Here is a 26,073-nt window from a genome sequence, read left to right as displayed (position 1 = left end):
CTCCCCGTTGTCATACGGCACCGCTCCGGCGCGTTCACTGGTCACGGAGACCGATCCGGGGCTCACACCCACAATCGCGGAGGGTTTGATGGTGAAAGTGAATCGTCTGGCGTTCGCCGGCGTGTTCGTGCTCGTGAGCGGCGGGTGCGCGCCCGACCGCATGACCGCGCCGCAGCAGCCGTCCGCGCGCAGCCTGCGGGTGACGGAGCATGGGAGTTCCGCGCAGCCGCTCTTCGTGGTCGACGGACACATCCTGACCAGCGGCGGACGCGACATCGATCCGGACCGCATCGCCAACGTGGAGATCGTGAAGGGCACGCGCGCGGTGGAGATGTACGGTGACGCCGCGGCCAACGGGGTGATCATCGTCACCACGAAGGAAGCCGCGGCCCGCGGCGGCCACGACGCCGTGGTGCAGCGCGAGGGACAGATCCGCATCCGCGGCAGCAACGCCATCACCGGTGACGTGCTGGTGATGGTGGACGGCCGCGCGGTCCCGGCCGCCACGCTCCAGGACATCGCGGCCGACGACATCCTCGACATCCAGGTGCTGAAGGGCGCAGCCGCCGTGCAGCAGTACGGCGACCGCGCGGCCGAGGGCGTGGTCGTGGTCCGCACGAAGCGCGTGGACGACAGCCTCTGACCCGGCGCGGCGACGCGCACACGAACCCCTCGCCGGCTTCCGGCGAGGGGTTTTCGTGCGTCAGGGTGGAGGCGTCCCGCGCGTTGTGTTCAGGACATGCCGAATCTTCCGAGAGACGAAATAGGATGAATCGTTTTCGCGTGATGGCCATCGCCGCTCTGGTGCTTCCGGCCGCTGCCTGCGCCGCAGATGGCGTCACGGCGGCCATGCCAGCCGAGGTGCGGCCAGCGCCGGTCCTGGATCTGGTGGACTCCCCGGCTTCGCCGATCCGCGCGGTCCGCGGCGCGACTCCTGGCGCGGTGATACGAATTCGCTGCGGCGGCAGCATCTCCCTCGGCAGCGAGCCGCTCTTCGTCGTGAACGGCCGCCCGGTATCCCACGCCGAGTTCCACGCGCTGAACATCGATGCGGGGTCGATCGCGGACCTCGGGATGATGAACGGTCCATCCGCAGTGGCGCTTTACGGCGCGGCCGCGTCCAACGGCGTGGTGCTGATCACGCTGAAGCCCCGATGAGCGTCCTCCGCGCCTGCGCCGCCGCGCTCGTGTTCGGATTTACCGCCTGCGCTTCGAACGCCACGCCGCGCCGCGCGCCGACCGTGCTCGCGAGCGCGCCGGCCCGCGTGGCGCCGCCGCCCGTCATCGTCTCGCCACTGACCGAATTGCTGGCTACGAGAGTTCAGGGTTTCGTGCTGCCGCCCGGGTCAACCGGAGTGTACATCCGGTCCCGGCCCGTCGGTCCTGCCCCACCCGGACCGTCCCCGCTCTATTTCGTCGACGGAAAACCGGTTCCCGGCAACGACATCGCCGCGATGAACATCCGTCCGGAGCAGGTCGAGGCGATCGAGGTCATCAAGGGGATGGATGCGGTTGGACGCTACGGTGCGGCGGCCGAGCACGGCGTCGTCCTGATCACCCTGAAGCACGACGAGCGATGAAGCGCGGGGCCGCCGCTGTCCTGCTCATGTGCACGGCGGCGGGGTGCGCGCCGGACCGCGCCGTGGCGCCCGCGCCCGCGCAGGTGCGGCCCACCACCGCCGCCGAGCGGCTCTCCGCGGTGCAGGTGACCGCGACGGCGACCGGACTGCGGGATTCGCTCGGCATCGTCGACGGGCTGATCGTCGACGGGCCGCGGGAATTCGTGCGCAATCCGCGCGTGGTGCTGGACGGCCGCGTGGTCCATCTCCGGCGCGACGATCCGCGCATCCGCAGGCGGGGCGTGGCCGCGGCCATCGTCTTCACCCGCGCGGAGGTGGGCGACCGCTTCGGGCCGGGCGACTACGACAGCGTCGTCGTCATCCGGACCCCGCCCTGCGACTTCGGGCAGAGGCTGGGCGAATGCATCGGCATCCCCATCCCCCCGCGCCCGACGCCGATTCTGGACGTCGCGGCGGAGCGGACGCCGTAGCCACGAACGCAACGAACCCCTCGCCCGGCCACCCGGACGAGGGGTTCGCGCTCGTGTCTCCTCCGGGTCTCCGCGTGAGATCCGCGATGCCGCGGAAACGCTCAGAGCCCGTAGACCGGCCGCACCTTGGCCTCGAGGTAGCGCAGCAGCGGCTCGTGGCTCAGCCGCGCCCCGGTGATGCGCTCGCACAGCTCCGGCGCGGTGAATCGGCGGCCGTGCGCGTGCACGTTCTCCTTCAGCCACCCCAGCAGCCCGCCGAACTCCCCGCGCCGCAGGTCGTCGTCCAGCGACGGAAGAGCCCGGCGCAGCGTGGCCCAGAACTGCGCCGCGTACAGGTTCCCCAGCGTGTAGGTGGGAAAGTAGCCGAACGCGCCCATCGACCAGTGGATGTCCTGCATGCACCCGCGCGCGTCGTCGGGCACCTCCAGCCCCAGGTCCGCGCGGATGCGCTCGTTCCACGCCGCCGGCAGGTCGCGCACCGGCAGCTCGCCGGAGAGCATCGCGCGCTCCAGGTCGAAGCGCAGCATGATGTGCAGGTTGTACGTGGCCTCGTCGCTCTCGATGCGGATCAGGTTCGGCTCGACGACGTTCATCGACCGGTACGCCGCATCCACGTCCACTGAATCCAGCGCGGACGGGCCGAACGACTGGCGGATGGCGGGGAGCGCCCACTCCCAGAACGGGTGCGAGCGGCCCACCAGGTTCTCCCACATCCGCGACTGGCTCTCGTGGATGCCGGTGCTCGCCGCCTCGGCCAGCGGCTCGCCGAAGTGCCCGCCCTTGGGCAGGTTCTGCTCGTACAGCGCGTGCCCGGTCTCGTGCATGGTGCTGCTGAGCGCGCTGGGGAACTGGTCCTCGGCGTAGCGCGTGGTCAGCCGCGTGTCGCCCGGGCCAATGCCGTCGCAGAACGGGTGCGCCGACACGTCCAGCCGCCCCGCGTCCATGTCGAACCCCATCCGCCGGACCACGTCCAGGTTGAACGCCTCCTGCTTCGCAATGGAGATGGGCGTGCGCTGCCACGACACGTCCGGCTGCACGCCCGAATCGGCCACCGCGCGGATCAGCGGCGCCAGCCCGCCGCGCAGCGCCTGGAAGGTGCGCGTGATCTCGGCGGTGGTCATCCCCGGCTCGAACTGGTCCAGCAGCGCGTCGTACATCACCCCGCCCTCGGGCCACCCCAGCGCCTCGGCCGAGCGCTGCGTCAGGACGACGATCTTCTCGAGCCACGGCGCGAACGCGGCGAAGTCGTTCCGCTCGCGCGCGTCGCGCCACACGTGCATCGCACGCGACGAGGTCTCGGCCATCTCGCGCACCAGGTCGCCCGGCATGCGGGTGTGGCGGTCGAAGTCGCGGCGAATCTCGCGCAGGTTGGCGGCGGCGCCCGGGTCGGCGCCGAGCGACGGGTCGCCCTCGCACCGCGCCAGCAGCTCGCCGATGCGCGGGCTGGTGCGCCGCTCGTGGATCAGCGACGACAGCACGGCCATCTGCTCGGCGCGCAGCGGCGCGGCGGCGGGCGGCATGTGCGTCTCCTGGTCCCACCCGATGATGCTGCTGGCGGACTGCAGCGTGGCCGCCTCGCGCAGCAGCCGGCGCAGCTCGTCGTAGGCGGGGTGCGGGGCGGCCACGTCCGTCTGTTCGCTCATCCGTTCTCCTTCATCCGTTCATCTCCGTCGGAAAAGCTTGAAAAGCGGGGTGCGGGCATGTCCCTCCGCTGCGCTCCGGGCCGGGCTGCGCGCGCGGTAGGGCACGGTACCGCTGTGCCCAACCGCGCCGGGCCCCCGCCGCGCATAGGATCAGCCGCGATCCCCGGCATCGATCCAGGCGCGGCGGGTTCCCGGCCCTCCGGGCGCGCATCCCTCATGCTGGGCATCACTCCTCCGAAACCATCTCCGGGGGAAGGCCGGACTCGAGGAACTCCGCAAAGTCGCCGGTGAACCGGCCGTCCAGGCACAAGCCGTAGAATTCCGCTCCGCCATCGGGGCTCTCTCCGGCGATCAATCCCGCCGCAAGTTCTTCCTGGGTGGGTGGAAGTCCGTGGTACATCACGTGGTCCAGCCCGGTGCCGGGAACGGCGCGGGCCAGACCGATTCCGTTCGCCTTCGCGAACCTGACGGCGCTTTTCTGGAACGTCGACCGGGTGACCACGGTTCCCTTGGTCCGGTCCGCGCCGATCTGCTGCAGCTTCGCGTGAAACTCCTCGATGTCGTCTACCCGAACGGGGTGCGTGTAGCCCTTGCACTCCCACACCCAGACCAGATACGGATCGCTCGCGCCCTTCATACGGAGTTCGATCGCCAGGTCCACCACGATGTCGGAGCCCCGCTGAAGCGACCGGTACCCCTTCTGGTGGAAGACCGTCGCGCACGCTGGATCCAGCCCCAGATTCCCTTCGTGCAGTTCCGCTTCTATCAGCGCTTTCACGGCCAGCTCGAAGGCCGTGCCCCTGTTGGCCGAGGAATTCCGGCGGCTCGCTGGAGGTTCGCCTGGCGAGAAGGTCAAACCCGCAGCTCCGGCGCGGCGTCGCGCGCGGCCTCGGGGTAGCGGGCGAGGGCGGGGGCGACCCACTCCTCCAGGAACTCGTCCACCTGCTCGGGGGCGCGGCCCACGTACAGCTCCGGGCGCAGGTCCTCGTCCAGCTCCGCGCGGGTGACGCCGAACGCCGCGTCTCCGGCGATGCGGTCCATCAGGTCGTTGGGGCGGCCGTGCTGCTTCACCTGCTGCCCGGCCTCGATGCTGTGCACCCGCACGCGCTCGTGCAGGTCCTGCCGGTCGCCGCCCCGCTTCGCCGCGCGCATCATCAGGTTCTCGGTGGCCATGAACGGCAGCTCTTCCATCAGCCGGCGGCGGATCATCTCCGGATACACCACCATCCCCCCCGCCACGTTGTGCATCAGCAGCAGCACGCTGTCGATGGCGAGATAGGCTTCGGGGACGGCGATGCGCTTGTTGGCGCTGTCGTCCAGCGTGCGCTCGAACCACTGCTGCGCGGCGGTGAAGGCGGGGTCCATCGACAGCACGATGGCGTGGCGGGCCAGCGCGTTGATCCGCTCGCAGCGCATGGGGTTGCGCTTGTAGGGCATCGCCGAGCTGCCGATCTGGTGCTCCTCGAACGGCTCCTCCACCTCCTTGAGGTGCGAGAGCAGCCGCACGTCGTTGGCGAACTTGCTGGCGCTCTGGCCCACGCCCGCCAGCGTCGCCAGGCAGGCGTAGTCCGTCTTGCGCGTGTACGTCTGTCCGGTGACGCCGTACACCTGCTCGAAGCCCATCTTCTTCGCCACCAGGCGGTTGAGGCGCTCCACCTGCGCGCCGTCGCCCTCGAACAGGTCCATGAAGCTGGCCTGCGTCCCCGTGGTCCCCCGCACCCCGCGGAAGCGCATCGTGGCGATGCGGAATTCGACTTCCTCGAGGTCGAGGAGGAGGTCCTGGATCCAGAGCGTGGCGCGCTTGCCGACCGTGGTGGGCTGCGCGGGCTGGAAGTGCGTGAAGCCGAGGGTGGGGAGATCGCGATACCGCCGCGCGAAGTCCGCCAGCGCGGCGACCACGGCGGCGATGCGGCGGGCGACCAGCTTCAGCGCCTCGCGGTGCTGGATGAGGTCGGTGTTGTCGCCCACGTAGGCGCTGGTGGCGCCCAGGTGGATGATGGCACGCGCGCCGGGCGCCTGCTCGCCCAGGTGATGGACGTGCGCCATCACGTCGTGGCGGAGCTGGCGTTCCAGCTCGGCGGCGCGGCGCAGGTCGAAGTCGTCCAGGTGCGCGCGGATGGCCTCGACCGCTTCGTCGGGGATGGGCAGCCCCAGCTCGCGCTCGGCCTCGGCCAGCGCCAGCCAGAGCCGCCGCCAGGTGCCGAACTTGAAGTCCGCGGAGAAGATGCGGCTCATCTCCGCGGACGCGTACCGCTCCGTGAGCGGGTTGGAATATCGATCGGATGCCATCGTTCCGGATCTGGTGGTGTCGATTCGGGGCGGACGCTACGACAGGTTCAGCTGCCAGGAGACGCCGAAGCGGTCGTTCACCCACGCGAACTGGCGGCTGAAGCCGTAGTCGCCCAGCGGCATCAGCTCGGCGCCGCCCTCGGCCAGCGCGGCGGCGAGGCGCCGGATCTCCTCGTCGCTCTCGCATTCCACGAAGAACGACGAGGCCGGGGTGAAGGTGAAGCCGTGCTCGATCACGCTGTCGGTGCACATCACCGTCTGCCCGGCGATGGAGACCTCGGCCATCATCACCGACCCCTCGGCGCCGGGCTGTCCCGGGCCGTAGCGGGAGATGCGCGTGATCTCGCTCCCCGGAATCAGGGAGACGTAGAAATTCATCGCCTCCTCGGCCTTACCCTCGAACATCAGGAACGGTCGAACGCTGTTCGCCATCGTCTCCTCCGTGCGTCTCCCGCTGCCGTCTCCCACGACGCCGGCCGCCGTGGGGGTCAGGGGGTGTCGCTGTATCCGCCCAGCCGGCCGCAGTGCCGGCAGCGGAACACGTAGGCCGTGGGAGCGTCGTCGCGATCGAGCGCGCGCAGGTACGGCTCCCAGCCGGCGTCCTCGATGCCGCTTTCCTTCCGGATCTCCGGGATCGCCCCGGACCACCGCTGCGACAGCTCGGCGTAGCCCCCTCGCCCCAGGAACTCGCCCGCGTCATCGCAGCACGTCCACCATTGCTCCTGCTGCCACCCCATGAAGCCGGGCGTCCGGCGGCTGACTTCCTCGATCACCTCGGGAGAGACCGTCGGCCACCGGCCATAGCCGCCGATCCCGGCAGCGTCGGTGAACTCGGCGTCGAAGCGCTTCGACGCAGAGCCGTCGGCGATGCACCAGGGGCAGAGCGCGTCGTCCAGGTCGTCACGGGCGTATGCGGGCCCCGTGTAGATGTAGCCACGGGCACGACCGCAGCACCGGCACGCCGCCGCCGACTGTGCGACGGAACCGGTGCCGAGCGGATCGGGGTGGTAGGGGAAGCGGGGAAGCGCTTCGTCCGGCATGGGGACCTCACTCCATCAGCCGCAGGCGCGGACGCTTCGGCGGCGGCGTGGTGCCGGCGTCGGACGGGTAGGTGACAGCGGCCAGGAACAGCCCCTCGGGCGGCGCAGGCGGGCTCGTCTCCAGCCCCGGCGCGCCGTCCAGCAGGTCGGCCATGTCGCCCGCCGGGCGCTCGCCGAGCCCGACGTCCACCATCGTCCCCACCAGGTAGCGCACCATGTGGTGCAGGAAGCGGTTGGCGCTCACGTGGAACTCCAGCCCCAGCCCCTCCCACGGCGCCCAGCGCGCCTCGGTCACGGTGCAGCGGTCGCCGCGCTCCTCCTGCCCCGCCTTGGCGAACGCCTTGAACGAGTGGTCGCCGACGATCATCTCCGCCGCGTGCTCCATCCCCCCGAGGTCGACGGGGCGCAGCAGCGGCCAGCACCAGGGCGCGTGGAACGGGCTGTCGGCGTGCTGCGCCAGCCCGATGCGGTAGACGTACGAGCGCGAAGTGGCGTCGTACCGGGGGTGGAAGAAGGGCGGCGCGAGCACCGCGTCGGCCACCCACACGTCGTCGGGAAGGAGCGCGTTCATCGCCCGGCGCAGCGCGTGCGCCGTCCACCGCTCGGGCACGTCGGTGGCCGCCACCTGCCCGGTGGCGTGCACGCCGCTGTCGGTGCGGCCGCTGCCCACGACCTGCGCGGGGCGGTTGGTGAGCTTGGCGACGACGCGCTCCAGCTCGCCCTGCACGGTGCGCTGCTCGGGCTGCACCTGCCAGCCGTGGAAGGCGCGCCCGTCGTAGTGCAGGGTCAGGCGGATGCGGTGGAGGGCGGGTTCGTTCACGCGCGACAACCTGCCCGGCGGCGCGCGTGCTGTCAAGCAAATTCCGCGTCCCCAAAGGGCTTTGCGCGCGTTGACAGCCGGGGCGCGGCAGCATACCCTTCAACCTCCGCTCACAACGAGAGATGAGGGTCCGCAGGAGGACTCGCCGGCGTGCCCGTCGCCGGCCGTTCCCTGTCCCCTGTTCCCTGTCCCCTGTCCCCTGCAGTTCCAAGATGAACCTGCTGGTCCGCCTGCACGACGCGGTCGACGACGAAACCGTGCTCCAGCGACTCCTCCCCGTGCTGGCGCACGGCGGCCGCCGCGTAGCCTACGCGGCGTACGACGACGGCGCCGCGGTGCTGGTGCGCCGCTGGTCCGCCGCCGGGGAGGGCGGGGTGGACGAGGCCCGGCTGGAGCTGGAGCCCGCCCGCCTGCACGCGCTGCTGGCCGACGACGCCGGCGGCGACCGCCCGCTGCGCCCCGTGGACAGCGCCGCCGCCTGGGTGCTGAAGGACCTGCTCCCGGGGATCGAGCCCGAGAAGCACTGGGTGCGCGCCCGCGCCGTGGCCCACGACGGCCGCTGGCTGGGCGTGTTCGTGGTGGCCGAGCCGCGGCGCCGGATGCTGGCGCGCCGGAGCGACGACTCGATGGACGCCGGCGGCGACGTGCTGGAGCTCTGCCTTTCCCGCGCGCTCCTGCTGCGCGAGCGGCAGGAGGCCGAGGCGGCGCGCGCGCACGCCCTGCGCTCGCTGGCGCAGGCGCCCGCGCAGCCGCGCGACGTGGCCGAGGCGCGCCGCGACGTGGAAAGCATGCGCGCGCGGATGGAGGCGCTGGAGCAGGCCGCCGCCAGCGCCACCGAGATGCTGATGGAGGCGCACGTGGAGATCGACCGCCGCGCCCAGCGCCACCAGCGGCAGACGCGCGTCCTCTACCTCCTGCGCAAGCTGCTGGAGCGCAGCGCCCACGGCATGGGCCCCGCCGAGCTGGCCGACGAGGTGGTGAAGACCGTTTCCGAGGCGTTCGGCGGGAGCCGCTGCTCGCTCCTGCTCATCGACGAGCACGGCGGCGCCCCCGAGCTGCGCCTCTGCGCGGCCGTGGGCCTCCCGCCGATGATCGACTCCGACCGGGTGCGCATTCCCCTGGGGCGGGGGATCAGCGGCGCCGTGGCAAGCTCGCGCATGCCGCTGGTGGTGCGCGACCCCGACGAGGGCGTCACCCACCCGCTGATGCGCGACGCGTGGTACACGGGCCCGGCCTTCGTCTCGCTCCCGCTCCTCTGCCGCGGGCGGCTGCTGGGGGTGCTGAACCTGAGCAACTTCCGCGCGGGCACGGTGGACGACTACGAGGTGGAGCAGCTCCGCCTAGTCGCGCTCTGCGTGGGGCTGCTGGCCGACCACGCGGGGCTGAACGACCGCCTGTTCGCGGGGCTGGCGGCGTGAGCGTGGGGGATGACGCGCTCGCGGCGCCGGACCTGGGCGCGCTGATCCGCCACGCCACGCTCCGCCCGCTCACCGCCGCCGAGGCCGAGGCCGCGTTCAGCGAGGTGATGGAAGGGCGGGCGACGCCGGTGCAGATGGCCGCGCTCCTGGTCGCCATCCGCGTGCGCGGCGCCGTGCCGAGCGAGGTGGCGGGCGGCGTGCGGGCGCTGCGCCGGGCGATGGTTCCCGTCCCCGCGGACGCGGCCGGGCTGGTGGACACCTGCGGCACCGGCGGCGGGGCGATGACCACCTTCAACATCTCCACCGCCGCGGCGCTGCTGGCCGCTGGGGCGGGGGCGCGCGTGGCCAAGCACGGCAACCGCTCGTTCACCAGCCAGTGCGGGAGCGCCGACGTGCTCGAGGCGCTGGGCGTGCGGCTGGAGCTGTCGCCCGACGAGGAGGCGCGGGTGCTGGAGCGGACCGGGATCGTCTTCATGTTCGCGCCGCTGCACCACCCCGCGATGAAGCACGTGGGGCCCATCCGCCGCGAGCTGGGGATGCCGACCATCATGAACGTGCTGGGCCCGGTGACGAACCCCGCCGGCGCGCGCCGCCAGGTGGTCGGCGTCTCCGATCCGGCGCTGCTGGAGCTGATCGCCGGCGCGCTGGCCGAGCTGGGGCACGACCGCGCGCTGGTCGTCCACGGCCAGCCGGGGCTGGACGAGCTGAGTCCGCTGGGAATGTCGGAGGTGATCGAGGTGATGGACGGCCGCTGGGAGCGCCGCACCTTCGACCCCGCCGCCGAGCTGGGATGGGAGCGCTTCGACCCCGGCGGGCTGGCGGGCGGCGACCGGCGTGAGAACGCGGAGAAGGTGGAAGGCGTTCTCCGCGGCCGCATCGCCGGGGCGGCGCGCGCCGCGGTGGTGCTGAACGCCGGCGCCGCCCTCTACTGCGCCGGCCTCGCCCCCACGCTGGTCGACGGCGTCCGCGCCGCGGAGGAGGCGCTCGCCGCGGGCGCGGGATGGGCCAAGCTGGAGGAGTTGCGAGCCGCCGCGCCGGCCGCCTGAACGCAACGAGCCCCGCGGGTCGCCTGACCCGCGGGGCTCGAATCTTTGGGCGACGAGCGGCTATGCCTCATCGTTCGCGCGCTCCCCGCTGTTTTGCTGCTGCGCCCGGTGCCACCGCCTGGAGCGCTCGCGCGACGAGCGGATCTTGAAGAACGTGGCGATGGCGGCGACACCATTGCCCCGCCAGGCAAGCGCAAACTCCGACTTCGCCAGGGCATAGAGCACGAAAGCCGCGGCCGCGAGAATGACGGTACAGCAGACGATGTCGATCCTGTCGAGTTCGTTCTCGCTCCGGTCGTTCATCACGGCCTCGGGCGCGGGTGAGATCGCTGGCTCCGCGAAGTAAACAGCGTCCGCGAGAAGGCGTCAACTCTGGCGGGATGTGTCGCTCCTCAGCGGCCGCTGATGCGACCGGACGTGTCCATTTGGCGCCATCGATGTATCATATCCGGCGGGTGGAGGACACATTCCGCCGCAGATGGGTAGCATCGGCTCGGGCCAACAATCCTGGGGGAGATGGGACGATGACGATGAAGCGACTGATCCGCGCCGGCCGCGTGCTGCCGACCGTGGCGTTCCTCGCGCTGGCGGCGGCGACGTGCCAGAAGAGCGCCCCGCCGGTGACGAACCCCACGCAGCCGCCGCCACCGGCTCCCCAGCCGCCGACCCCGCAGCCGCCAGCCCCGCAGCCGCCGGCGCCTCCGCCGGTGACGCAGCCGGTGCCGGCCGGCGTGGCGGGCGCGTGGGTGCATCGCGAGATGCCGATCCGCTTCCTGGAGACGATGACGCTGGCCGTCAGCGGCGAGAACGTCACGGGGACGGGGACGTTCATGATGGAGGGCGGCCGGTCGGGAAACACCACCATCACCGGCACCTTCCGCGACGGCACGCTCCGGCTCGCGATCGTCCGCGACACGGGGGTGCGCGAGCAGTACGTCGGCCGGCTGGAGGGCGGCCGACTGACGGGGACGCTCACCATCGACGGCAACCCGCAGCCGTTCGCGTTCGAGCGCCCGACCTGACGCGGCCCGATCGGTCGCGACGCATCTCCCCAGATCCCTTTCCAGCCGTCCGTGGAAAGGGATCTGATCGCATCCGCGCGGATGCGGCGAAAGGGTTCGCGGGCCGGGTTGAACCTCGGCCCGCCCCCCGCTAGCTTCCCGCCATCGGCGAGACGGAATGCGGCCCGGATCCATCGAATCCCCAGGACCTGACACTTGGGACTTGGGACTCAGGACTTGGCACTCAGGGCTTCGCACTTCCCTCCATCGCCCCGAATCTCCCCGGCTTCCGAACGCATGTACCGCCAGCCCGACTTCTCGCACCCGCGGTTCCAGAACGCGCCCGACGCCCGCTTCCAGGCCGCGCCGGCCGACGGCGTGCTCCCGGAAGGCTTCTTCTCCACCACCAACCTGCCGACGTACGTGCGCGTGGGCGGCGAGTGGAAGCTGCCGCGCGATCCGCGCATGGACTCGGCGCTGGTGCTGGACCCGGACAACGTTCCCCGCGTGCTGGAGGGGCGCTACGTCCGCCGCGGGCAGATGGTGGCCATGGGGTTCGCCGAGGACGGCGCGGAGGGGATCTACGTCCACGCCAGCGGGCTGATGGGCGACCCCGACATGGGGCCCGAGGGCGAGTTCAAGTTCATGTCGTCGGAAGTCAGCCGCGAGAAGCCCACCGACTACCCCGAGATGGCGCGCATCCTGGTGGACGAGAGGGAGCGCGGGGGGCACTTCATCTGGGTGGTGGGCCCGGCGGTGCTGCACTCGCGCGGGCGCGACACGCTGGCGTGGTTCGTCAACAACGGCTACGTGGGCGTGCTCTTCGGCGGCAACGCGGTGGCGGTGCACGACATCGAGGCGGCCACGATGGGCACCACGCTGGGGATGAACGGCCGCGGCGTGCCGGTGGAGGGGGGCCACGCCTTCCACATGCGCGCCATCAACCGCGTCCGCGCGGCGGGGTCGATCCGGGCGGCGGTGGAGCAGGGGATCATCGAGACGGGGATCATGCACGCGCTGGTCACCAGCGGCGTTCCCTACGTGCTCACCGGCTCCATCCGCGACGACGGGCCGCTGCCGGACACCATCACCGACGTGGTGGCGGGGCAGGAGGCCATGAAGGTGCACACGCGCCGGGCCACGGGCGTCATCATGATCGCCACCGCGCTGCACTCCATCGCCACCGGCAACATGCTCCCGTCGTACGTCTACCGCGAAGACACGGGCGAGGTGCGGCCGCTGACCACCATCTGCGTGGACAGCTCGGAGTTCGTGGTCAGCAAGCTGAAGGACCGGGGCACGCACCAGGCGTTCGGCGTGATCACCAACGCGCAGGACTTCCTGCACGTGCTGCGGCACTACGTGGAGATCGAGGCCGCGAGCCGGCAGCCAGCCGCGGTCGCCTGAGTGCGGAAGTGCGGAAGTGCGGAAGTGCATTGAGTGCGGGGTGACGGGCATCGCCGTGGGAAAATGCGAGTGAACTCGCGGCTACAACGGCACGCAGTCCGCCTTCGCGGACATTGGATCGATGATGGGTGAGATTTCGGTGCGTCCGGCAACGCGTCGACGGCCGCCTCGGCCTTTCGCCCCGCACCGGACCGCCCGAGCCTTCGATCGCACTCTCGCACTCTCGCACTCTCGCACTCTCGCACTCTCGCACTCTCGCACTCTCGCACTCTCGCACTCTCGCACTCTCGCACTCTCGCACTCTCGGTGGCTTGTCCCCGGCTCCGATCGGTTAGAAATTGCAGGGAGACGTTTCCCGCCTCAGAGCCCTGCATCATGCCTTCATCCCGCACCATCCTCGCCTGCCTGCTCGCGCTCACGCTGGCCGTGACGCCGCGCCGCGCGCACGCACAGGAGACGGGCGTGCTGGTGCTGAAGGTGACCGATCCCGAGGGCGTCCCGCTGGCCCGCGCCGCGGCCAAGGTGGACGGCGTCCGCCGCGGCACGACGGGCCCGGACGGGCGGGTGCGCGTGCAGGGGATCGCCCCCGGCTGGCACGCGCTGAAGGTGACGCTCCTGGGCCGCCGCGCCGTGGCGCTGGGAATGATGGTGCCCCCCGGCGGCGTGGCCGAGCTGGAGGTGGGGCTGCAGCCGGACGCCATCCGCCTTCCCGGCCTGGCCGCCACGGTGCCGCGCGACAAGGCTTCGCCGCACGGCCGCCCCACGCTGGCGGGGACGGGAAAGAAGTTCACCCGCGACGACCTGGACCGCAGCAAGTCGCCCACGCTGAGCGGCGTGCTGCGGGACGCGCCCGAGGTGGAGCTGGTGCAGGGGCCGCACGGGCCCGTCCTGCGCTTCCGCCGCACCTTCGCGGCGCTCCGCCCGGCGCCGGGGGGCGGGCTGGAGCCGCCGGACTGCGCGCCGGAGTACTACGTGGACGGCATCCGCTTCGCCGCGCTGGAGACGCCCGACCTCTTCCCGATCTCCGAGGTGGAGGACGTGGTCCTCTTCCCCGGCAACGTTCCGGCCGAGTACGGGGGCGTCCGCGCGTCGTGCGGCGTGGTGGTGATCCGCACCCGCGGCGGCCCGGCGGCCGCGCCCAAGCCGCGCACCCTCCGCGGCCCCGGCCGCACGGAGAAGGCGCGCCCCCGCCCACTCGCGCCCAAGGCGGCGCGGGTGATGGGGAAGCAGCCCGCGCCCAAGCATTCATCGCACTCCCTTTCCAAGCCCGGCCCGTGATGTTCCTGCGCCCTCTTTCCGCGCACCTCCGCCTGCTCTCGTCGGTCGCCGCGGCGCTGCTGCTGGCCGCCGCGCCGGCGCGCGCGCAGGCCGGCGGCGCGGTGGAGCTGGTGGTGAGCGACGCCGAGACCGGCGCGCCCCTGGCCGGTGCCAGCGTGCGCGTGGACGGCGGCGCGGCCGGCGTGAGCGACTCCAGCGGCCGCGTGCTGCTGGAAGGGCTGCCGGCGGGAACGCACGTGATCGAGGTGGAGATGATGGGGCGGCGCACCATGCAGCCGCAGGTGGAGGTCAGCACCGGGCAGACGCTGGAGCTGGAGGTGCTGATGGACGCATCGGCCGTGGAGCTCCCCGAGATCACCGCCGAGACGCAGCCCGACGACGGGCCCGGCAACGCCATCTCCCGCGCCTTCGGCCGGACCCGCGGCACCGGGATCCTCATCTCCCGCGGGCAGATCGAGCGCTCGCGCGCGCGGCGGCTGTCCGACCTGCTGGGAAAGGTCCCCGGCGTGCGCATCCTGTACGGCTCGGGCGGCGCGGTGGCCATGCTGCAGGGCGGGAGCGGGGCCGACCCCAGCTCCCTGGGGCAGCGGTGCGTGGCGGAGGTGTACCTGGACGGCGTGCTGCTGCGCACCCCCTCGCTGGACATCGTGGCCATCCACGAGCTGGACGCGGTGGAGGTGTATCTCCACGTGGTGCCCCCCGAGTACAGCGGCTCCAACGCGGGATGCGGGGTGATCGTGCTGCATACGCGGACGCAGTGACGCGCCCCATCCCCCGCCCCTGAACGGCCGGATGCTTCCTCCCGTCCCCAATGCCAAGGACACGCAGAACCCCCACCTGGGCGCCGCGCTGGCCCGGGTGGCCCCGCTCTTTCCCGCCGAACGGGTGGCGCAGGTGTGGATCTTCCCCCCCCGCCGCGTGGGCGCGAAGGAGAGCGGCCTGGCCGTGCTCGTGGTGACCGCCGAGGACCCGGCCGACGCGCGGCGGACCATCTGGACGCTGCGCTACGAGGCGGAGGCGGGGAAGGGGGGGAAGATGGCCCGCACCGACACGCTGGACGAGCAGGGGACGGTGCCGCCCGACCGCGTGAACCGCATCGTGGACGGCGTGGTGCGGCGGCTGGAGGGGGAGGGGGATGCTCCCGACGTGCGCGAGCTGGACGGCGACGCGGAGGCCTGGCACGCGCTGCTGGTGGAGCTCGGCTCGAACACGGCGGTTGACGCGTCCAATCGATAATGATTATCGTTTAAGGATGATCCAGATTGCCTCGCGGGGTGGCCCGCACGTGACAGGAGACTCGATGTCCGCCCACGCCGCGCCCGCGCCCAGTTCGCCCTATCTCCCGCTCTTCCGGCGCTACCTGCGCCAGCAGGGGCTGCCGGTTACGCTGCAGCGCGAGGTGGTGGCCGACGTGGTGTTCACCTCGCAGGAGCACCTGTCGGTGGAGGAGATCGAGGCGCGGCTGAAGGAGCGCGGCGAGCGGATCGGCAAGGCCACCATCTACCGCACCATGGAGATCCTGGTGCGCAGCGGCCTGGTGGAGGACCACGACTTCGGCGACGGCTTCAAGCGCTACGAGCACCTGTTCGGGCACCAGCCGCTGCACGAGCACCTGGTGTGCACCCACTGCCGCACGGTGGTGGAGTTCGAGCGCCCCGAGGTGCAGCGCATCCAGGACGAGGTGGCCGCCACGCACGGCTTCCTCCCCACGCGCCACCGGCTGGAGATCTACGGCCTCTGCGCCGCCTGCCAGGAGAAGGGCGTGACCATCAAGTACGAGGGCCTGGCCTGCCCGGCGCTGGAAGTCGCATAGCTGGCAGGGAGATGGGAAAGACGAGACGCGGACGGGGCGATGTCGCTCCGTCCGCGTTTCTCATACCCGGTTCCTGTTTCCGCGCCCCCGCCGACGTCATCCTGAGGCCGGCCACACCGCAACTCGCATCGCCACAGCACCGTTCAGGCCGAAGGATCTGTGGGCGCGGTAGCACGTGAGCTGGTCGGACGCACCGATTCATCTCCCCGAAATTCCTATCACTTCTGGAGCGGGCGCGGGTCGAGCCAGTAGCATGGAGCATACGAATGCCTTCGTATTGACTTCCTACGAGGGCCTTCGTATTCTGGTGGTCGCGGGAGTTCTTCCTTGCACCCGAATTCACTGGCGACCGTCGGAGAACCGCGGATGACCCACGAACCCCCACTTCCCACCGAGGGCGAGCTGCGGCTGCTCCGGGTGCTGTGGCAGCGCGGCCCGAGCACGGTTCGCGAGGTGCTCGACGCCCTTCCCGGCGGCGGCGACACGGGCTACACGACCGCGCTGAAGCTCCTGCAGATCATGCACGCCAAGGGCCTGGTGATCCGCGACGAGACGAACCGCACCCACGTGTACGCGGCGGCCGTGCCGCCCGAGTCCACGCAGCGCCGGCTGGTGGCCGACCTGGTGGAGCGCGCGTTCGGCGGCTCGGCGCACCAGCTGGTGCTGCAGGCGCTGTCGCCGCAGCTGGCCTCGCCCGCCGAGCTCGCGCAAATCCGTGCCCTGCTGGACACGCTCGGCACCGGCGATCGGCCGGAAGAGGAGGGCTGATGTCGGGCGACGTGCTCCTGTACGCCCTGGGGTGGGCCATCGTCCACTCGCTGTGGCAGTGCTTCCTGGTGTGGGCGGCCCTGCGCCTGGTGCTGGCCATCGTGCCGCGGGCGGCCGCGCCGACGCGCTACTGGCTCAGCTGCGGGGCGCTGCTGCTGATGCTGGGCGGGCTGGGCGGCACGGCGTGGGTGGCCGCGTCGCGCGCGTCGCTCCCGGGCGGCGCCGCCGCCGGAGAGCCGGCTCGCCCCGCCGCACTGGACGTTGCTTCCGCGCCGGCGGGCGATGCCCCCGGGGCTGCCGCGCCCCTCGTCCCGATCGCTCCCACGGGGGTGGCGGTGCTCGGCGCGCGGGCCGCGTGGGGGCAGGCCGTGCGCGGGATCGAGCGCGCGCTGCCGGCGCTGGTGGCACTGTGGGGGGCGGGCGTGCTCCTCTTCTCGCTGCGCCTGGGCGCCGCCTGGCTGCAGGTGCGGCGGATGGTGCGGGTGGGGGTGGCGCCCCCGCCGGAGTGGCTGCTGGCCGCGGCGGAGCGGCTGCGCCGGCGGCTGCGGATCTCCCGTCCCGTGCGTCTGCTGACCTCGGTGGCGGTGGGGGTGCCCACCGTGGCCGGCTGGCTGCGGCCGGTGGTGCTCCTGCCGCTGAGCGCCCTCACCGGCCTCACCCCCCGCCAGATCGAGCTGCTGATCCTGCACGAGCTGGTGCACGTCCGCCGCCACGACACCCTGGTGAACCTGCTCCAGGCCGCCGCCGAGATCGCGCTGTTCCATCACCCCGCGGCGTGGTGGGTGTCGCGGCGGATCCGGCAGGAACGCGAGTTCTGCTGCGACGATGCGGTCGCCCGGCTGGAAGGGGTCCGCGACTACGTGGAGGCCCTGGCCGGGATGGAGCAGGTCCGCTCGGCGCGCCCGGTGCTGGCGCTGGCCGCCGACGGCTCCGGGCTGCTCGCCCGGGTGCTGCGCCTGGTGGAGGCGCGCGCGGCCGCGCCACGGCGGGCGCCGCGTCTCCCCGCGCTGGGCGTGCTGTTGCTGCTGGGCGCCGTGGCGCTCCTCCCCGCCCGGCGCGCGGGTGCGGCCGGGGCGCAGGTGCCCGCGCCGCGGCATGCGGCCCCGGCGCCAACGCGCGGATGCACGCCGGCGGAACCGGGGAGCACGCTCTGCGCGGAGCTCGCCGCCCTGGCCGGCCGGGCGCTCTCGGGGCGCGCGGATGGCGGCGTGGTGATCGTGCAGGACGTGGCGACCGGCGCCGTGCTCGCCAACTCCGCGGCCGGGACCGAGGCCGGCCGCGGCACGGCGCCCGGCTCCGTGTGGAAGCTGGTGCTGGCGGGGATCTGGTGGGACCAGGGGCTCGGCGACGCCCCGGTCCGGTGCAGCGCGCGGCTCTCCGCCGGTGGGCGGACGATCCGCAACGGGTCCCCCATCACCGAAACCCGCGGCAGCGGGGTGCACGGCATGCTCGTGCAGTCGTGCAACACGGCGGCGGCGCGGATGGCGCTGGGGCTGAGGGACCGGCTCGGCGCGGAGGGCCTGAGGAGGGAACTGGCCCGCGCGGGCTTTCCCACGGCGGAGGCCGCGGACACCGCCGCGGCGGGGCGCGACGAGTCGTTCTGGGCCACCACCTCCGGCGGCTTCCGCGAGCCCATGAGCCCCGAGCGGGTCGGCGTGCGGCTGGACGCACCGGAGGACTGGGCCGGCGTGGCGCTGGGCGCGGAGCAGGTCAACGTGACGCCGCTGCACCTGTCGCGCTTCGTCCAGGCGATCGGGAACGGCGGGCTGATGCTGGCGCCCACCGTGGAGCGCGCGGCGGCGCTGGCGCCCGCGGCTCCCCAGCGGGTGCTCACCGCCCGCACCGCCGCGCTGCTGCGGGAGGCCATGCTCGACGTGGTCCGGCGGGGGACGGCGCGCGGGGCGGACCGGGCCCTCGCCGGCACCGGCTGGACGCTGGGGGGGAAGACCGGAACGGCTCCCCGCGCGGGCGGCGCCGGCGACGGCTGGTTCGCGGGCCTCGCCTTCGACCGCACCGGCGCGGCGCGGTATTCGTTCGTGGTGTACCTCCCCCGGTCGGGGCGGGGGGGTGGCGAATCCGCGCGGCTGGCGGCGGAGCTCGCGGCGGAGCTTTCCCGGAGCCGCTGAACCCGGAGAGATGCCCGGGCGGCACGCGCGCCGTCGGGCATCTCCGCGTCCGTATCTACGAAATTCTTCGTATGATGAAGATGATGTCATCCAGCACTCCCGCGGCGCCGCCGCGCGCCTCCGCCGGCCGCGGCACCGGTGCGGTGGTCGCCGTACTTCTCCTGACGCTCGTCCGTCCCGCCCTGGCGCAGACGGCGGCCCACTCCGGCGCGCCGCGGGCGGTCGCCGCCGCACGCACCGGTCCCATCGCGCTGGACGGAGCCCTGGGGGACGCGGCGTGGAGCGCCGCGGTGCCCGCCACCGGCTTCCGGCAGTTCCGGCCCGCCGAGGGACTGCCCGCCACGCAGCGCACCGAGCTGCGCTTCCTGTACGACGACGAGGCGCTCTACATCGGCGCGCGGATGCACGATTCGCTGGGCGCCGCGGGGGTGCGGACCCGCCTGGCGCGCCGCGACCAGATCACCGAGGGCGACTACCTGCAGCTCGTGTTCGACACGTTCCACGACCACGCCGGCCGGACCGTCTTCACCCTGAACCCGTCGGGGGTGAAGGGCGACGCGGGGCAGGCGTCGCCGGGGGCGGACCCCTCGTGGGACCCGGTGTGGGAGTATGCCGCGCGGGTGGACTCGCTGGGGTGGACGGCGGAGGCGCGCATCCCCTGGAGCCAGCTGCGCTTTCCGCGCGACAGCTTGCAGACCTGGGGGATGCAGGCGTGGCGCTACGTGGAGCGCCTGGACGAGCTGAGCATGTGGTCGTTCTGGGGGCGCCAGGAGACGGGCGGGCCGCAGCGCTTCGGCCACCTGGAGGGCGTCCGGGTGCGGAGCCGCCCGGGCGGGGTGGAGATCATGCCGTACGCGCTCACCCGCGCCAGCTACGCGGCCCCCACGCAGCCCGGGAGCCCCTTCCAGGACGGGAGCCGCTACCAGGCCCGGATCGGCGCCGACCTGCGGATGCTGCTGGGAAGCAGCCTGACGCTGTCGGCCACCCTGAACCCCGACTTCGGCGAGGTGGAGCAGGACCCGGCCGTGGTGAACCTGTCGGCCTTCGAGAGCTATTTCGAGGAGAAGCGCCCGTTTTTCGTGGAAGGGAGCGGGATCCTGTTCTTCGGCGGCTTCGAGTGCTACAGCTGCAGCAATGCGGCGGGGATGAACCTGTTCTACTCGCGGCGGATCGGCCGCGCGCCGCAGGGGGAGGTGCCGGAGCGGTACGTCTACCGCGACGTGCCGCGCGACACCCGGCTGCTGGGCGCGGCCAAGCTCACCGGCCGCACCGCCGCCGGCTGGCAGATCGGCTTCCTGGACGCCGTCACCCGCCGCGAGGTGGCGCGCGTGGAGGACCCGGACGTGGGCCCCGCGACCCGGGTGCCCGTGGAGCCGCTCGGCAACTACCTGGTGGGGCGGGTGCGGCGGACCACGCGCGGGGGCCTGGCCACCTGGGGGGTGATGGGCACCTCCGTGGTCCGCCGCTTCGAGGCCGGCGACAGCGCGCTGCGGGAGGCGCTCCCCGGTCACGCCGAGGCCGTCGGGGCCGACTGGTCGGTGGCCACGCGCGACCAGACGTACCGGCTGATCGGCACCTTCGTGCTCTCCAGCGTGGCCGGCGACTCGCTCGCCGTCGCGCGGCTGCAGCGCTCGAGTGCGCGCTACTTCCAGCGCCCGGACCGCGAGGGCGGCGGCAACGCGGTCTTCTCGAACCGGTACGACACCTCGGCGGGGCGGCTGCGCGGCTACGGCGGATACCTGCGCGCGAGCCGCGACCAGGGCCCCTGGCGCTGGGACGCGATGGTCAACTTCCGCAGCCCCGGGTTCGAGGTGAACGACCTGGCGTTCCTGCAGCGTGCCGACTACGTGTGGATGAACGCGAACGTGATGCGGCTGTGGACCACGCCGGGCGCGTGGTACCGGAGCCTCACCTGGATCGCGGGGGCGCAGCAGCAGTTCAACTACGACGGCGACCGGACCGACCTGCAGTTCCACCAGTCCTTCGCCGGCCAGCTGCCGAACTACTGGACCGCCAGCCTCTACGCCCGCTACCGCCCCGCGGTGTACGACGACCGGATGACCCGGGGCGGGGCCGTGGTCCGCCGCGCGTCCAGCTGGTACGTGGGCCCCAGGCTCGGCACCGACGGACGGCGCGCCGTGGTGGCGAGCGTGAGCCCATCGTACCAGGACTTCGGGGACGGGAGCACGATCACGACCCTCAACGCCTCGGTGCGCGTGAAGCCGGCGGCGAACGTCCAGCTCTCCGCCGGCCCGGCGTACACGCGGCTTCACGACCGCGGCCAGTACGTGCAGGCGTTCGTTGATCCCTCCGCCACCGCGTTCTTCGGCCGCCGCGCGGTGTTCGGCGACATGCTCCAGACGACCGTGTCGATGGTCACGCGGGTGAGCTGGACGTTCACCCCGCAGCTGACGCTGGAGCTCTTCGCCGAGCCGTTCGTTTCCAGCGGAAGATTCGGGCGCTTCCAGGAGTACGTGCGCCCCCGCAGCGGCGAGCGCGCGGAGTTCGATTCGCTGCAGCTTCGCGTGGCCGCGCGCGACGAGAGCGGGCGGCCGTCGCGCTACCGCCTGGACCCGGACCGGAACGCCGCCACCCCGGACTTCGAGTTCGACAACCCGGACTTCGACGTGCGCTCGCTGCGCGGGAATGCGGTGATCCGCTGGGAATTCCGCCCGGGCAGCACGCTGTTCGTGGTGTGGCAGCAGGAGCGGAGCAGTTCCGCGCTCCGGTCCGATCCCGGGCTCGACCGCGAACTGGGCGAGATCTTCCGGGAGCGTCCCGACAACGTGATCGTCATCAAGGCGAGCTACTGGATCGGCCGGTGAACGGAAGTGCAGAAGTGCGTGAGTGCGTGAGTGCGTCGGGGAGGGTGTGGGACTGACGTCTGCGCGTTGCCGGGGCATCGCGCCCTCTCCGGCCGGCCGAGGCCGTCCACCTCTCCCGTACCGGGAGAGGTAGCTTTCAAGCATCACCGGCACGGGGAAGCATTGGCGTGACCAGAGGCTGCAGGGTGCGCCCGTGCCGGGCAGCCCCCCTCGCCCGGAACGGGAGAGGGCGAGCGCTCTCAGGCGCGGGGAGAGGGCCCGGCGGCGCGCACCACGCCCGGATCAGCACGGATAACGCGCGGCTCACCAATCCCATCGCACTCCCGCACTCCCGCACTCCCGCACTCCCGTTATCCCCGCGCACTTGTCCTCCGCGCGAAAGACGGTAGCTTCACGCCCGCCCGTGCAGCCCATCCGTCCGGAGGAGCCCGTGAGCCCGACCTTTCCGAACCTCACCGTCGTCGATCATCCGCTGATCCAGCACAAGCTCTCCTTCCTGCGCGACAAGGAGACGTCGAAGAAGAAGTTCAAGGAGCTGGTCGACGAGATCGCCATGCTGATGGCGTACGAGGTGACCAAGGACCTGCCGCTGGCCGAGGTCGAGGTGGAGACGCCGCTGGAGCGGATGACCGCGCGGCAGGTGGCGGGGAAGAAGCTCACCGTGGTCCCCATCCTCCGCGCGGGGCTGGGGATGGTGGATGGCGTGGTGCGGCTGATGCCCGGCGTGCGCGTGGGGCACATCGGCCTGTACCGCGACCACGACACGCTGCAGCCGGTGGACTACTACTTCAAGATCCCCGCGGACGCCGAGTCCCGCGACTTCCTGGTGCTCGACCCCATGCTGGCCACGGGCGGCAGCGCCTCCGCCGCGGTCACCTCGCTGAAGCGGCAGGGCGCCAAGCGCGTGCGGATGCTGTGCATGGTGGCCGCCCCCGAGGGCGTGCAGCGCATGCTGGAGGACCATCCCGACGTGCACGTCTACGCCGCCGCGCTGGACCGCGAGCTGAACGACGTCGGCTACATCCTCCCCGGCCTGGGCGACGCGGGGGACCGGCTGTTCGGGACGAAGTAGACCGAAGTACGAGAGTACGGGAAGTACGAAAGTACGGAACTGCGGAGGTCGGTGAACGCGGCGGCCAGGGCAAGCGCACGGGCCGCCGCGACTATTCCTGGTCAGATATATTCTCAGGAGTGACATCGTCGAGCACTCAGCACTCAGCACTCAGCACTCAGCACTCAGCACTCAGCACTCAGCACTCAGCACTCATATCAGCACCATCTTCCTCCCATTTCGTCCTATCCCGATCTCTCTGCAAACCTTCCCGCCGTTCGCGCCGTCCAACCGGACGTTCGCAGCACCGCGCCGTCCTCCCACCAAGTCCTCCCGATGAACCTCCGCCCCCTCGCCTCGACGGCATTCGGGCTCGCGCTCTCCCTGGCGTCCGCCGCCACGCTCGCCGCGCAGGCCGGGCCCGCGGCACCGCCCGAGCACGGGTCGCATGCCGGCGCGCCCACCGTGCACGCCGTGCCGCGCACCTCGCCGGTGCAGGTGGACGGCGTGCTGGACGAGGGCGTCTGGGCGAGCGCCCCCGCGGCCACCGGCTTCCGCCAGCAGCGGCCCGACGAGGGGCGGCCGGCGTCGCAGAACACCGAGGTGCGCTTCGCCTACGACGACGACGCGCTGTACATCGGCGCGCGGATGCACGACTCGCTGGGGGCGGCCGGGGTGCGCACCAGCCTCACCCGGCGCGACCAGGAAGGCGGCGGCGACTGGCTGGAGCTGGACTTCGACACCTACCACGACCACTCCGGCATCACCATCATCCAGCTCAACCCCAGCGGGGTGAAGTGGGACGCCGGCCAGGCCTCGCCCAGCGCCGACCCCGCGTGGGACCCCATCTGGGAGGGCGCCACGAAGATCGACTCGGCCGGGTGGACGGCGGAGTTCCGCATCCCCTGGTCGCAGCTGAAGTTCACCCGCGACTCGGTGCAGACCTGGGGATTGCAGATCAAGCGCTTCGTGGAGCGTCGCAACGAGCTGAGCCAGTGGTCGTTCGTGAGCCAGAACGAGCCCGGCGGCCCGTCGCGCTTCGGCCATCTCACCGACCTGCGCATCACCCGCAAGCCGGGCGGGTGGGAGATCATGCCCTACACCGTGGCGCGCGCCTCGTACGTGCGCCCCAGCCAGCCGGGAAGCCCCTTCCAGGACGCCAGCGCCTACGACGTGCGCGTGGGCGCCGACATCAAGGCGCTGCTGGGCTCCAACCTCACCCTGTCGGCCACCATCAACCCCGACTTCGGCCAGGTGGAGGTGGACCCCGCGGTGGTGAACCTTTCCGCCTTCGAGACCTCGTTCGCCGAGAAGCGCCCCTTCTTCGTCGAAGGCAGCGGCCTGCTCGGATTCGGATCGTTCAGCTGCTTCACCTGCAGCAACGTGAGCAGCCTGTCGCTGTTCTACTCGCGCCGCATCGGCCGGGCGCCGCAGGGGGCGCTGCCGATGGACACGCGCTTCGTGGACCGGCCGCAGAACACCGGCATCCTGGGCGCGGCCAAGCTCACCGGCCGCTTCCGCGGCGGGCTGGAGTTCGGCGCGTTCGAGGCGGTGACCGGCGCCGGCCACGCGCGGCTGGTGGACACCGAGGGGCAGACGCTGGAGCGCGAGGTGGAGCCGCTCACCAACTACTTCGTGGGCCGCGTGCGGCAGACGCTGAACGGCGGCAACCTGAGCTTCGGCGCCATCGCCACCTCGGTCACCCGCAGCTTCGGGTACGACTCGCTGCGCCAGCAGCTTCCCTCGCACGCCGAGGCGGTGGGGGTGGACTGGAACGCCTACTTCCGCCGCCACACCTACCGGCTGCAGGGCAACTTCGCCCTGAGCAACGTGCAGGGCGACTCGCTGGCCATCCTGCGCCTGCAGCGCTCGTCCGCGCGCTACTTTCAGCGCCCCGACCGCGACCAGGGGTCGAACGGCTTCTTCTCCAACGCCTATGATCCTTCCGCCACCGCGCTGCGCGGCTACGGCGGCTACCTGCGCATGGCCAAGGAGGCGGGGACGATCCGCTGGGAGGCGCAGGCGAACTACCGCAGCCCCGGCTTCGAGGTGAACGACATGGCGTTCCTCACCCGGGCCGACTACATCTGGACGCTGGCCAACCTGAACGGCTACTGGACCAAGCCGAACCGCATCTTCCGCGAGCTGTGGGTGACGGTGGGCGGGCAGCGGCAGCAGACCTTCGGCGGCGACGTGAACGACGCGCAGGTCCACCTCTCCGGCTCGATGACGCTGCCCAACTACTGGGGGATGGGGTTCTACGCGCAGTACCGCCCCGAGGTGTACGACGAGCGGCTGACGCGCGGCGGCGCCACGGTGCGGCGGGCGGACCAGCGCTACTTCGACTGGAACATCGGCACCGACGGGCGCAAGCGGACGGTGTTCGGCTTCGACGTGTTCCGCGGCACCCGCGGCGACGGCGGGCACGACGAGGGCGCCAACTTCTCCGTGCGCTACCGTCCCGCCAGCAACATCCAGCTCTCGGTGGCGCCCGCCTGGTCGCGGGCCGAGATCGCGGCGCAGTACGTGACCGCGTTCAGCGATCCCTCGGCGGTGGCGTTCTTCGGGCGGCGCGCGGTGTTCGCGGGGCTCTCGCAGCAGACGTTCTCGATGGACACGCGGCTGAACGTGACCTTCACCCCCACGCTCAGCCTGGAGATGTTTGCGCAGCCGTTCGTGAGCTCGGGCGAGTACCACGACTTCAAGGAGTTCACCGCGCCGCGCGGCCTGGCCAAGACGCCGTTCGGCGACCGGATCTCGGTGCTGCACGACGCGGCGGGGAGCGACAGCGTGTACGTGCTGGACGCGGACGGCGATCCGTCGACGGCGCCGTTCACCTTCGGCAACCCGGACTTCAACTTTCGCTCGCTCCGCGGCAGCGCGGTGCTGCGGTGGGAGTACCGGCCGGGGAGCACGCTCTTCTTCGTGTGGCAGCAGCAGCGCAGCGCCAGCGAAGGCTTCGGCGACTTCGCCCTGCGCCGCGACGCCGGCGCGATCTTCCGCGAGCACCCCGACAACGTGTTCGTGATCAAGGCGAGCTACTACATCGGGAGATAGGGGACAGGGGATAGGGGAGGGAACAAGGGCGGCGCGGGGGAATCGACCCGGCGCCGCCCTGTCCATTCCCGGGCCAAAGCGTTGACCGGGGATGCGGTGAACATCATATTCCGAGCGCAAATCCGTCGTTCGGGCCCATAGCTCAGCGGTTAGAGCAGGGGACTCATAATCCCTTGGTCCCAGGTTCGAATCCTGGTGGGCCCACTGCCCCCGGTTCGCTCATCCGAGTGAACCGGGGCTGTTTTTTATATTCGCAGGATCCGCGGTGAGGCACGGTGCATCAGGGGTAAGTCAATGGCCTTATACCATTTCCTTAAGCTGATTGTGCAGAATAGATGTTCCGCAGGTACTCGTAGCCGGTGATGGAGGCGAGAGTTTCGTTGGAGTAGTTGCGAAGGATCGTGGCCACACGCTCCTTCAGCGCGGCGAGGTCGGCGGGCA

24 protein-coding genes and 1 tRNA gene are annotated in these 26,073 nt (G+C 71.8%); 18 read left to right on the top strand and 7 right to left on the bottom strand.

Features of this window, described 5'->3' with window-relative positions; genetic code table 11:
- The first annotated feature begins 88 nt into the window (after positions 1 to 88).
- The 4 genes from VLK66_RS17030 to VLK66_RS17015 all read left to right on the top strand — a co-directional run bounded on the left by VLK66_RS17030 (position 89) and on the right by VLK66_RS17015 (position 2,050).
- Positions 89 to 643, top strand: coding sequence for a TonB-dependent receptor plug domain-containing protein (locus VLK66_RS17030; RefSeq protein ID WP_325310653.1), 555 nt, complete (start codon positions 89 to 91; stop codon positions 641 to 643).
- A gap of 125 nt (positions 644 to 768) precedes the next feature.
- Complete coding sequence (locus VLK66_RS17025; RefSeq protein WP_325310652.1) at positions 769 to 1,158, top strand: hypothetical protein; 390 nt, start codon at positions 769 to 771, stop codon at positions 1,156 to 1,158.
- Positions 1,155 to 1,580, top strand: coding sequence for a TonB-dependent receptor plug domain-containing protein (locus VLK66_RS17020; protein ID WP_325310651.1), 426 nt, complete (start codon positions 1,155 to 1,157; stop codon positions 1,578 to 1,580). Before VLK66_RS17025 ends, VLK66_RS17020 begins: the two co-directional genes overlap by 4 nt.
- A complete protein-coding gene (locus tag VLK66_RS17015; RefSeq protein WP_325310650.1) occupies positions 1,577 to 2,050 on the top strand; it encodes a hypothetical protein in 474 nt (157 codons plus the stop codon). The genes VLK66_RS17020 and VLK66_RS17015 overlap by 4 nt, the downstream gene beginning before the upstream one ends.
- A 101-nt stretch (positions 2,051 to 2,151) precedes the next feature.
- On the opposite strand, the gene VLK66_RS17010 is transcribed toward VLK66_RS17015, so the two are convergent.
- From VLK66_RS17010 to truA, 6 genes are all read right to left on the bottom strand, one after another.
- Positions 2,152 to 3,693: a carboxypeptidase M32 gene (locus VLK66_RS17010; RefSeq protein WP_325310649.1), complete on the bottom strand. Its 1,542-nt coding sequence runs from the start codon at positions 3,691 to 3,693 to the stop codon at positions 2,152 to 2,154.
- A 226-nt stretch (positions 3,694 to 3,919) separates the two neighbouring features.
- Positions 3,920 to 4,471, bottom strand: a complete 552-nt coding sequence (locus VLK66_RS17005; protein ID WP_325310648.1) for a restriction endonuclease — start codon at positions 4,469 to 4,471, stop codon at positions 3,920 to 3,922.
- Between the two features lie 74 nt (positions 4,472 to 4,545).
- Positions 4,546 to 5,982, bottom strand: a complete 1,437-nt coding sequence (gene purB / locus VLK66_RS17000) for an adenylosuccinate lyase (RefSeq protein WP_325310647.1) — start codon at positions 5,980 to 5,982, stop codon at positions 4,546 to 4,548.
- A 36-nt stretch (positions 5,983 to 6,018) separates the two neighbouring features.
- A complete protein-coding gene (locus tag VLK66_RS16995; RefSeq protein ID WP_325310646.1) occupies positions 6,019 to 6,414 on the bottom strand; it encodes a VOC family protein in 396 nt (131 codons plus the stop codon).
- Between the two features lie 56 nt (positions 6,415 to 6,470).
- On the bottom strand, positions 6,471 to 7,022 hold the full coding sequence (locus VLK66_RS16990) for a CbrC family protein (RefSeq protein WP_325310645.1): 552 nt from the start codon (positions 7,020 to 7,022) through the stop codon (positions 6,471 to 6,473).
- Positions 7,023 to 7,029: 7 nt separating this feature from the next.
- Positions 7,030 to 7,842 (bottom strand): tRNA pseudouridine(38-40) synthase TruA, encoded by an 813-nt coding sequence (gene truA / locus VLK66_RS16985; RefSeq protein ID WP_325310644.1) that lies wholly within the window; start codon positions 7,840 to 7,842, stop codon positions 7,030 to 7,032.
- A 212-nt stretch (positions 7,843 to 8,054) separates the two neighbouring features.
- Between truA and VLK66_RS16980 the strand changes: the two genes are divergently transcribed.
- Both VLK66_RS16980 and trpD read left to right on the top strand, forming a co-directional pair.
- Complete coding sequence (locus VLK66_RS16980) at positions 8,055 to 9,260, top strand: GAF domain-containing protein (protein ID WP_325310643.1); 1,206 nt, start codon at positions 8,055 to 8,057, stop codon at positions 9,258 to 9,260.
- Between the two features lie 2 nt (positions 9,261 to 9,262).
- Positions 9,263 to 10,306 (top strand): anthranilate phosphoribosyltransferase, encoded by a 1,044-nt coding sequence (trpD, locus tag VLK66_RS16975; RefSeq protein ID WP_414676494.1) that lies wholly within the window; start codon positions 9,263 to 9,265, stop codon positions 10,304 to 10,306.
- Positions 10,307 to 10,366: 60 nt separating this feature from the next.
- On the opposite strand, the gene VLK66_RS16970 is transcribed toward trpD, so the two are convergent.
- Positions 10,367 to 10,609, bottom strand: a complete 243-nt coding sequence (locus VLK66_RS16970; RefSeq protein ID WP_325310641.1) for a hypothetical protein — start codon at positions 10,607 to 10,609, stop codon at positions 10,367 to 10,369.
- A 221-nt stretch (positions 10,610 to 10,830) separates the two neighbouring features.
- Here VLK66_RS16970 and VLK66_RS16965 point away from each other — a divergent pair, with 221 nt between their 5' ends.
- The 12 genes from VLK66_RS16965 to VLK66_RS16910 all read left to right on the top strand — a co-directional run bounded on the left by VLK66_RS16965 (position 10,831) and on the right by VLK66_RS16910 (position 25,836).
- Complete coding sequence (locus VLK66_RS16965) at positions 10,831 to 11,328, top strand: hypothetical protein (RefSeq protein WP_325310640.1); 498 nt, start codon at positions 10,831 to 10,833, stop codon at positions 11,326 to 11,328.
- A gap of 276 nt (positions 11,329 to 11,604) precedes the next feature.
- Positions 11,605 to 12,714 carry a hypothetical protein gene (locus VLK66_RS16960; RefSeq protein ID WP_325310639.1) on the top strand — a complete coding sequence of 370 codons (1,110 nt, stop codon included), beginning with the start codon at positions 11,605 to 11,607 and terminating at the stop codon, positions 12,712 to 12,714.
- Between the two features lie 375 nt (positions 12,715 to 13,089).
- Positions 13,090 to 13,992 carry a carboxypeptidase-like regulatory domain-containing protein gene (locus tag VLK66_RS16955; RefSeq protein ID WP_325310638.1) on the top strand — a complete coding sequence of 301 codons (903 nt, stop codon included), beginning with the start codon at positions 13,090 to 13,092 and terminating at the stop codon, positions 13,990 to 13,992.
- Complete coding sequence (locus VLK66_RS16950; protein ID WP_325310637.1) at positions 13,992 to 14,753, top strand: TonB-dependent receptor; 762 nt, start codon at positions 13,992 to 13,994, stop codon at positions 14,751 to 14,753. The genes VLK66_RS16955 and VLK66_RS16950 overlap by 1 nt, the downstream gene beginning before the upstream one ends.
- 31 nt (positions 14,754 to 14,784) lie before the next feature.
- On the top strand, positions 14,785 to 15,228 hold the full coding sequence (locus VLK66_RS16945; protein WP_325310636.1) for a hypothetical protein: 444 nt from the start codon (positions 14,785 to 14,787) through the stop codon (positions 15,226 to 15,228).
- Between the two features lie 64 nt (positions 15,229 to 15,292).
- Positions 15,293 to 15,805: a Fur family transcriptional regulator gene (locus VLK66_RS16940; RefSeq protein WP_325310635.1), complete on the top strand. Its 513-nt coding sequence runs from the start codon at positions 15,293 to 15,295 to the stop codon at positions 15,803 to 15,805.
- A 366-nt stretch (positions 15,806 to 16,171) separates the two neighbouring features.
- On the top strand, positions 16,172 to 16,573 hold the full coding sequence (locus tag VLK66_RS16935; protein ID WP_325310634.1) for a BlaI/MecI/CopY family transcriptional regulator: 402 nt from the start codon (positions 16,172 to 16,174) through the stop codon (positions 16,571 to 16,573).
- Positions 16,573 to 18,699 carry a M56 family metallopeptidase gene (locus VLK66_RS16930; protein WP_325310633.1) on the top strand — a complete coding sequence of 709 codons (2,127 nt, stop codon included), beginning with the start codon at positions 16,573 to 16,575 and terminating at the stop codon, positions 18,697 to 18,699. Before VLK66_RS16935 ends, VLK66_RS16930 begins: the two co-directional genes overlap by 1 nt.
- A gap of 71 nt (positions 18,700 to 18,770) precedes the next feature.
- Positions 18,771 to 21,524 carry a DUF5916 domain-containing protein gene (locus tag VLK66_RS16925; RefSeq protein ID WP_325310632.1) on the top strand — a complete coding sequence of 918 codons (2,754 nt, stop codon included), beginning with the start codon at positions 18,771 to 18,773 and terminating at the stop codon, positions 21,522 to 21,524.
- A 430-nt stretch (positions 21,525 to 21,954) separates the two neighbouring features.
- Positions 21,955 to 22,596 carry a uracil phosphoribosyltransferase gene (gene upp / locus VLK66_RS16920; protein ID WP_325310631.1) on the top strand — a complete coding sequence of 214 codons (642 nt, stop codon included), beginning with the start codon at positions 21,955 to 21,957 and terminating at the stop codon, positions 22,594 to 22,596.
- Positions 22,597 to 22,911: 315 nt separating this feature from the next.
- Positions 22,912 to 25,632 (top strand): DUF5916 domain-containing protein, encoded by a 2,721-nt coding sequence (locus VLK66_RS16915; RefSeq protein ID WP_325310630.1) that lies wholly within the window; start codon positions 22,912 to 22,914, stop codon positions 25,630 to 25,632.
- 131 nt (positions 25,633 to 25,763) lie between these two features.
- Positions 25,764 to 25,836, top strand: a tRNA-Ile gene (locus VLK66_RS16910).
- Positions 25,837 to 26,073: the final 237 nt, after the last annotated feature.

The organism is Longimicrobium sp. (assembly GCF_035474595.1).
Taxonomy (GTDB): domain Bacteria; phylum Gemmatimonadota; class Gemmatimonadetes; order Longimicrobiales; family Longimicrobiaceae; genus Longimicrobium.
This window is presented reverse-complemented; position numbering and strand designations above follow the sequence as displayed.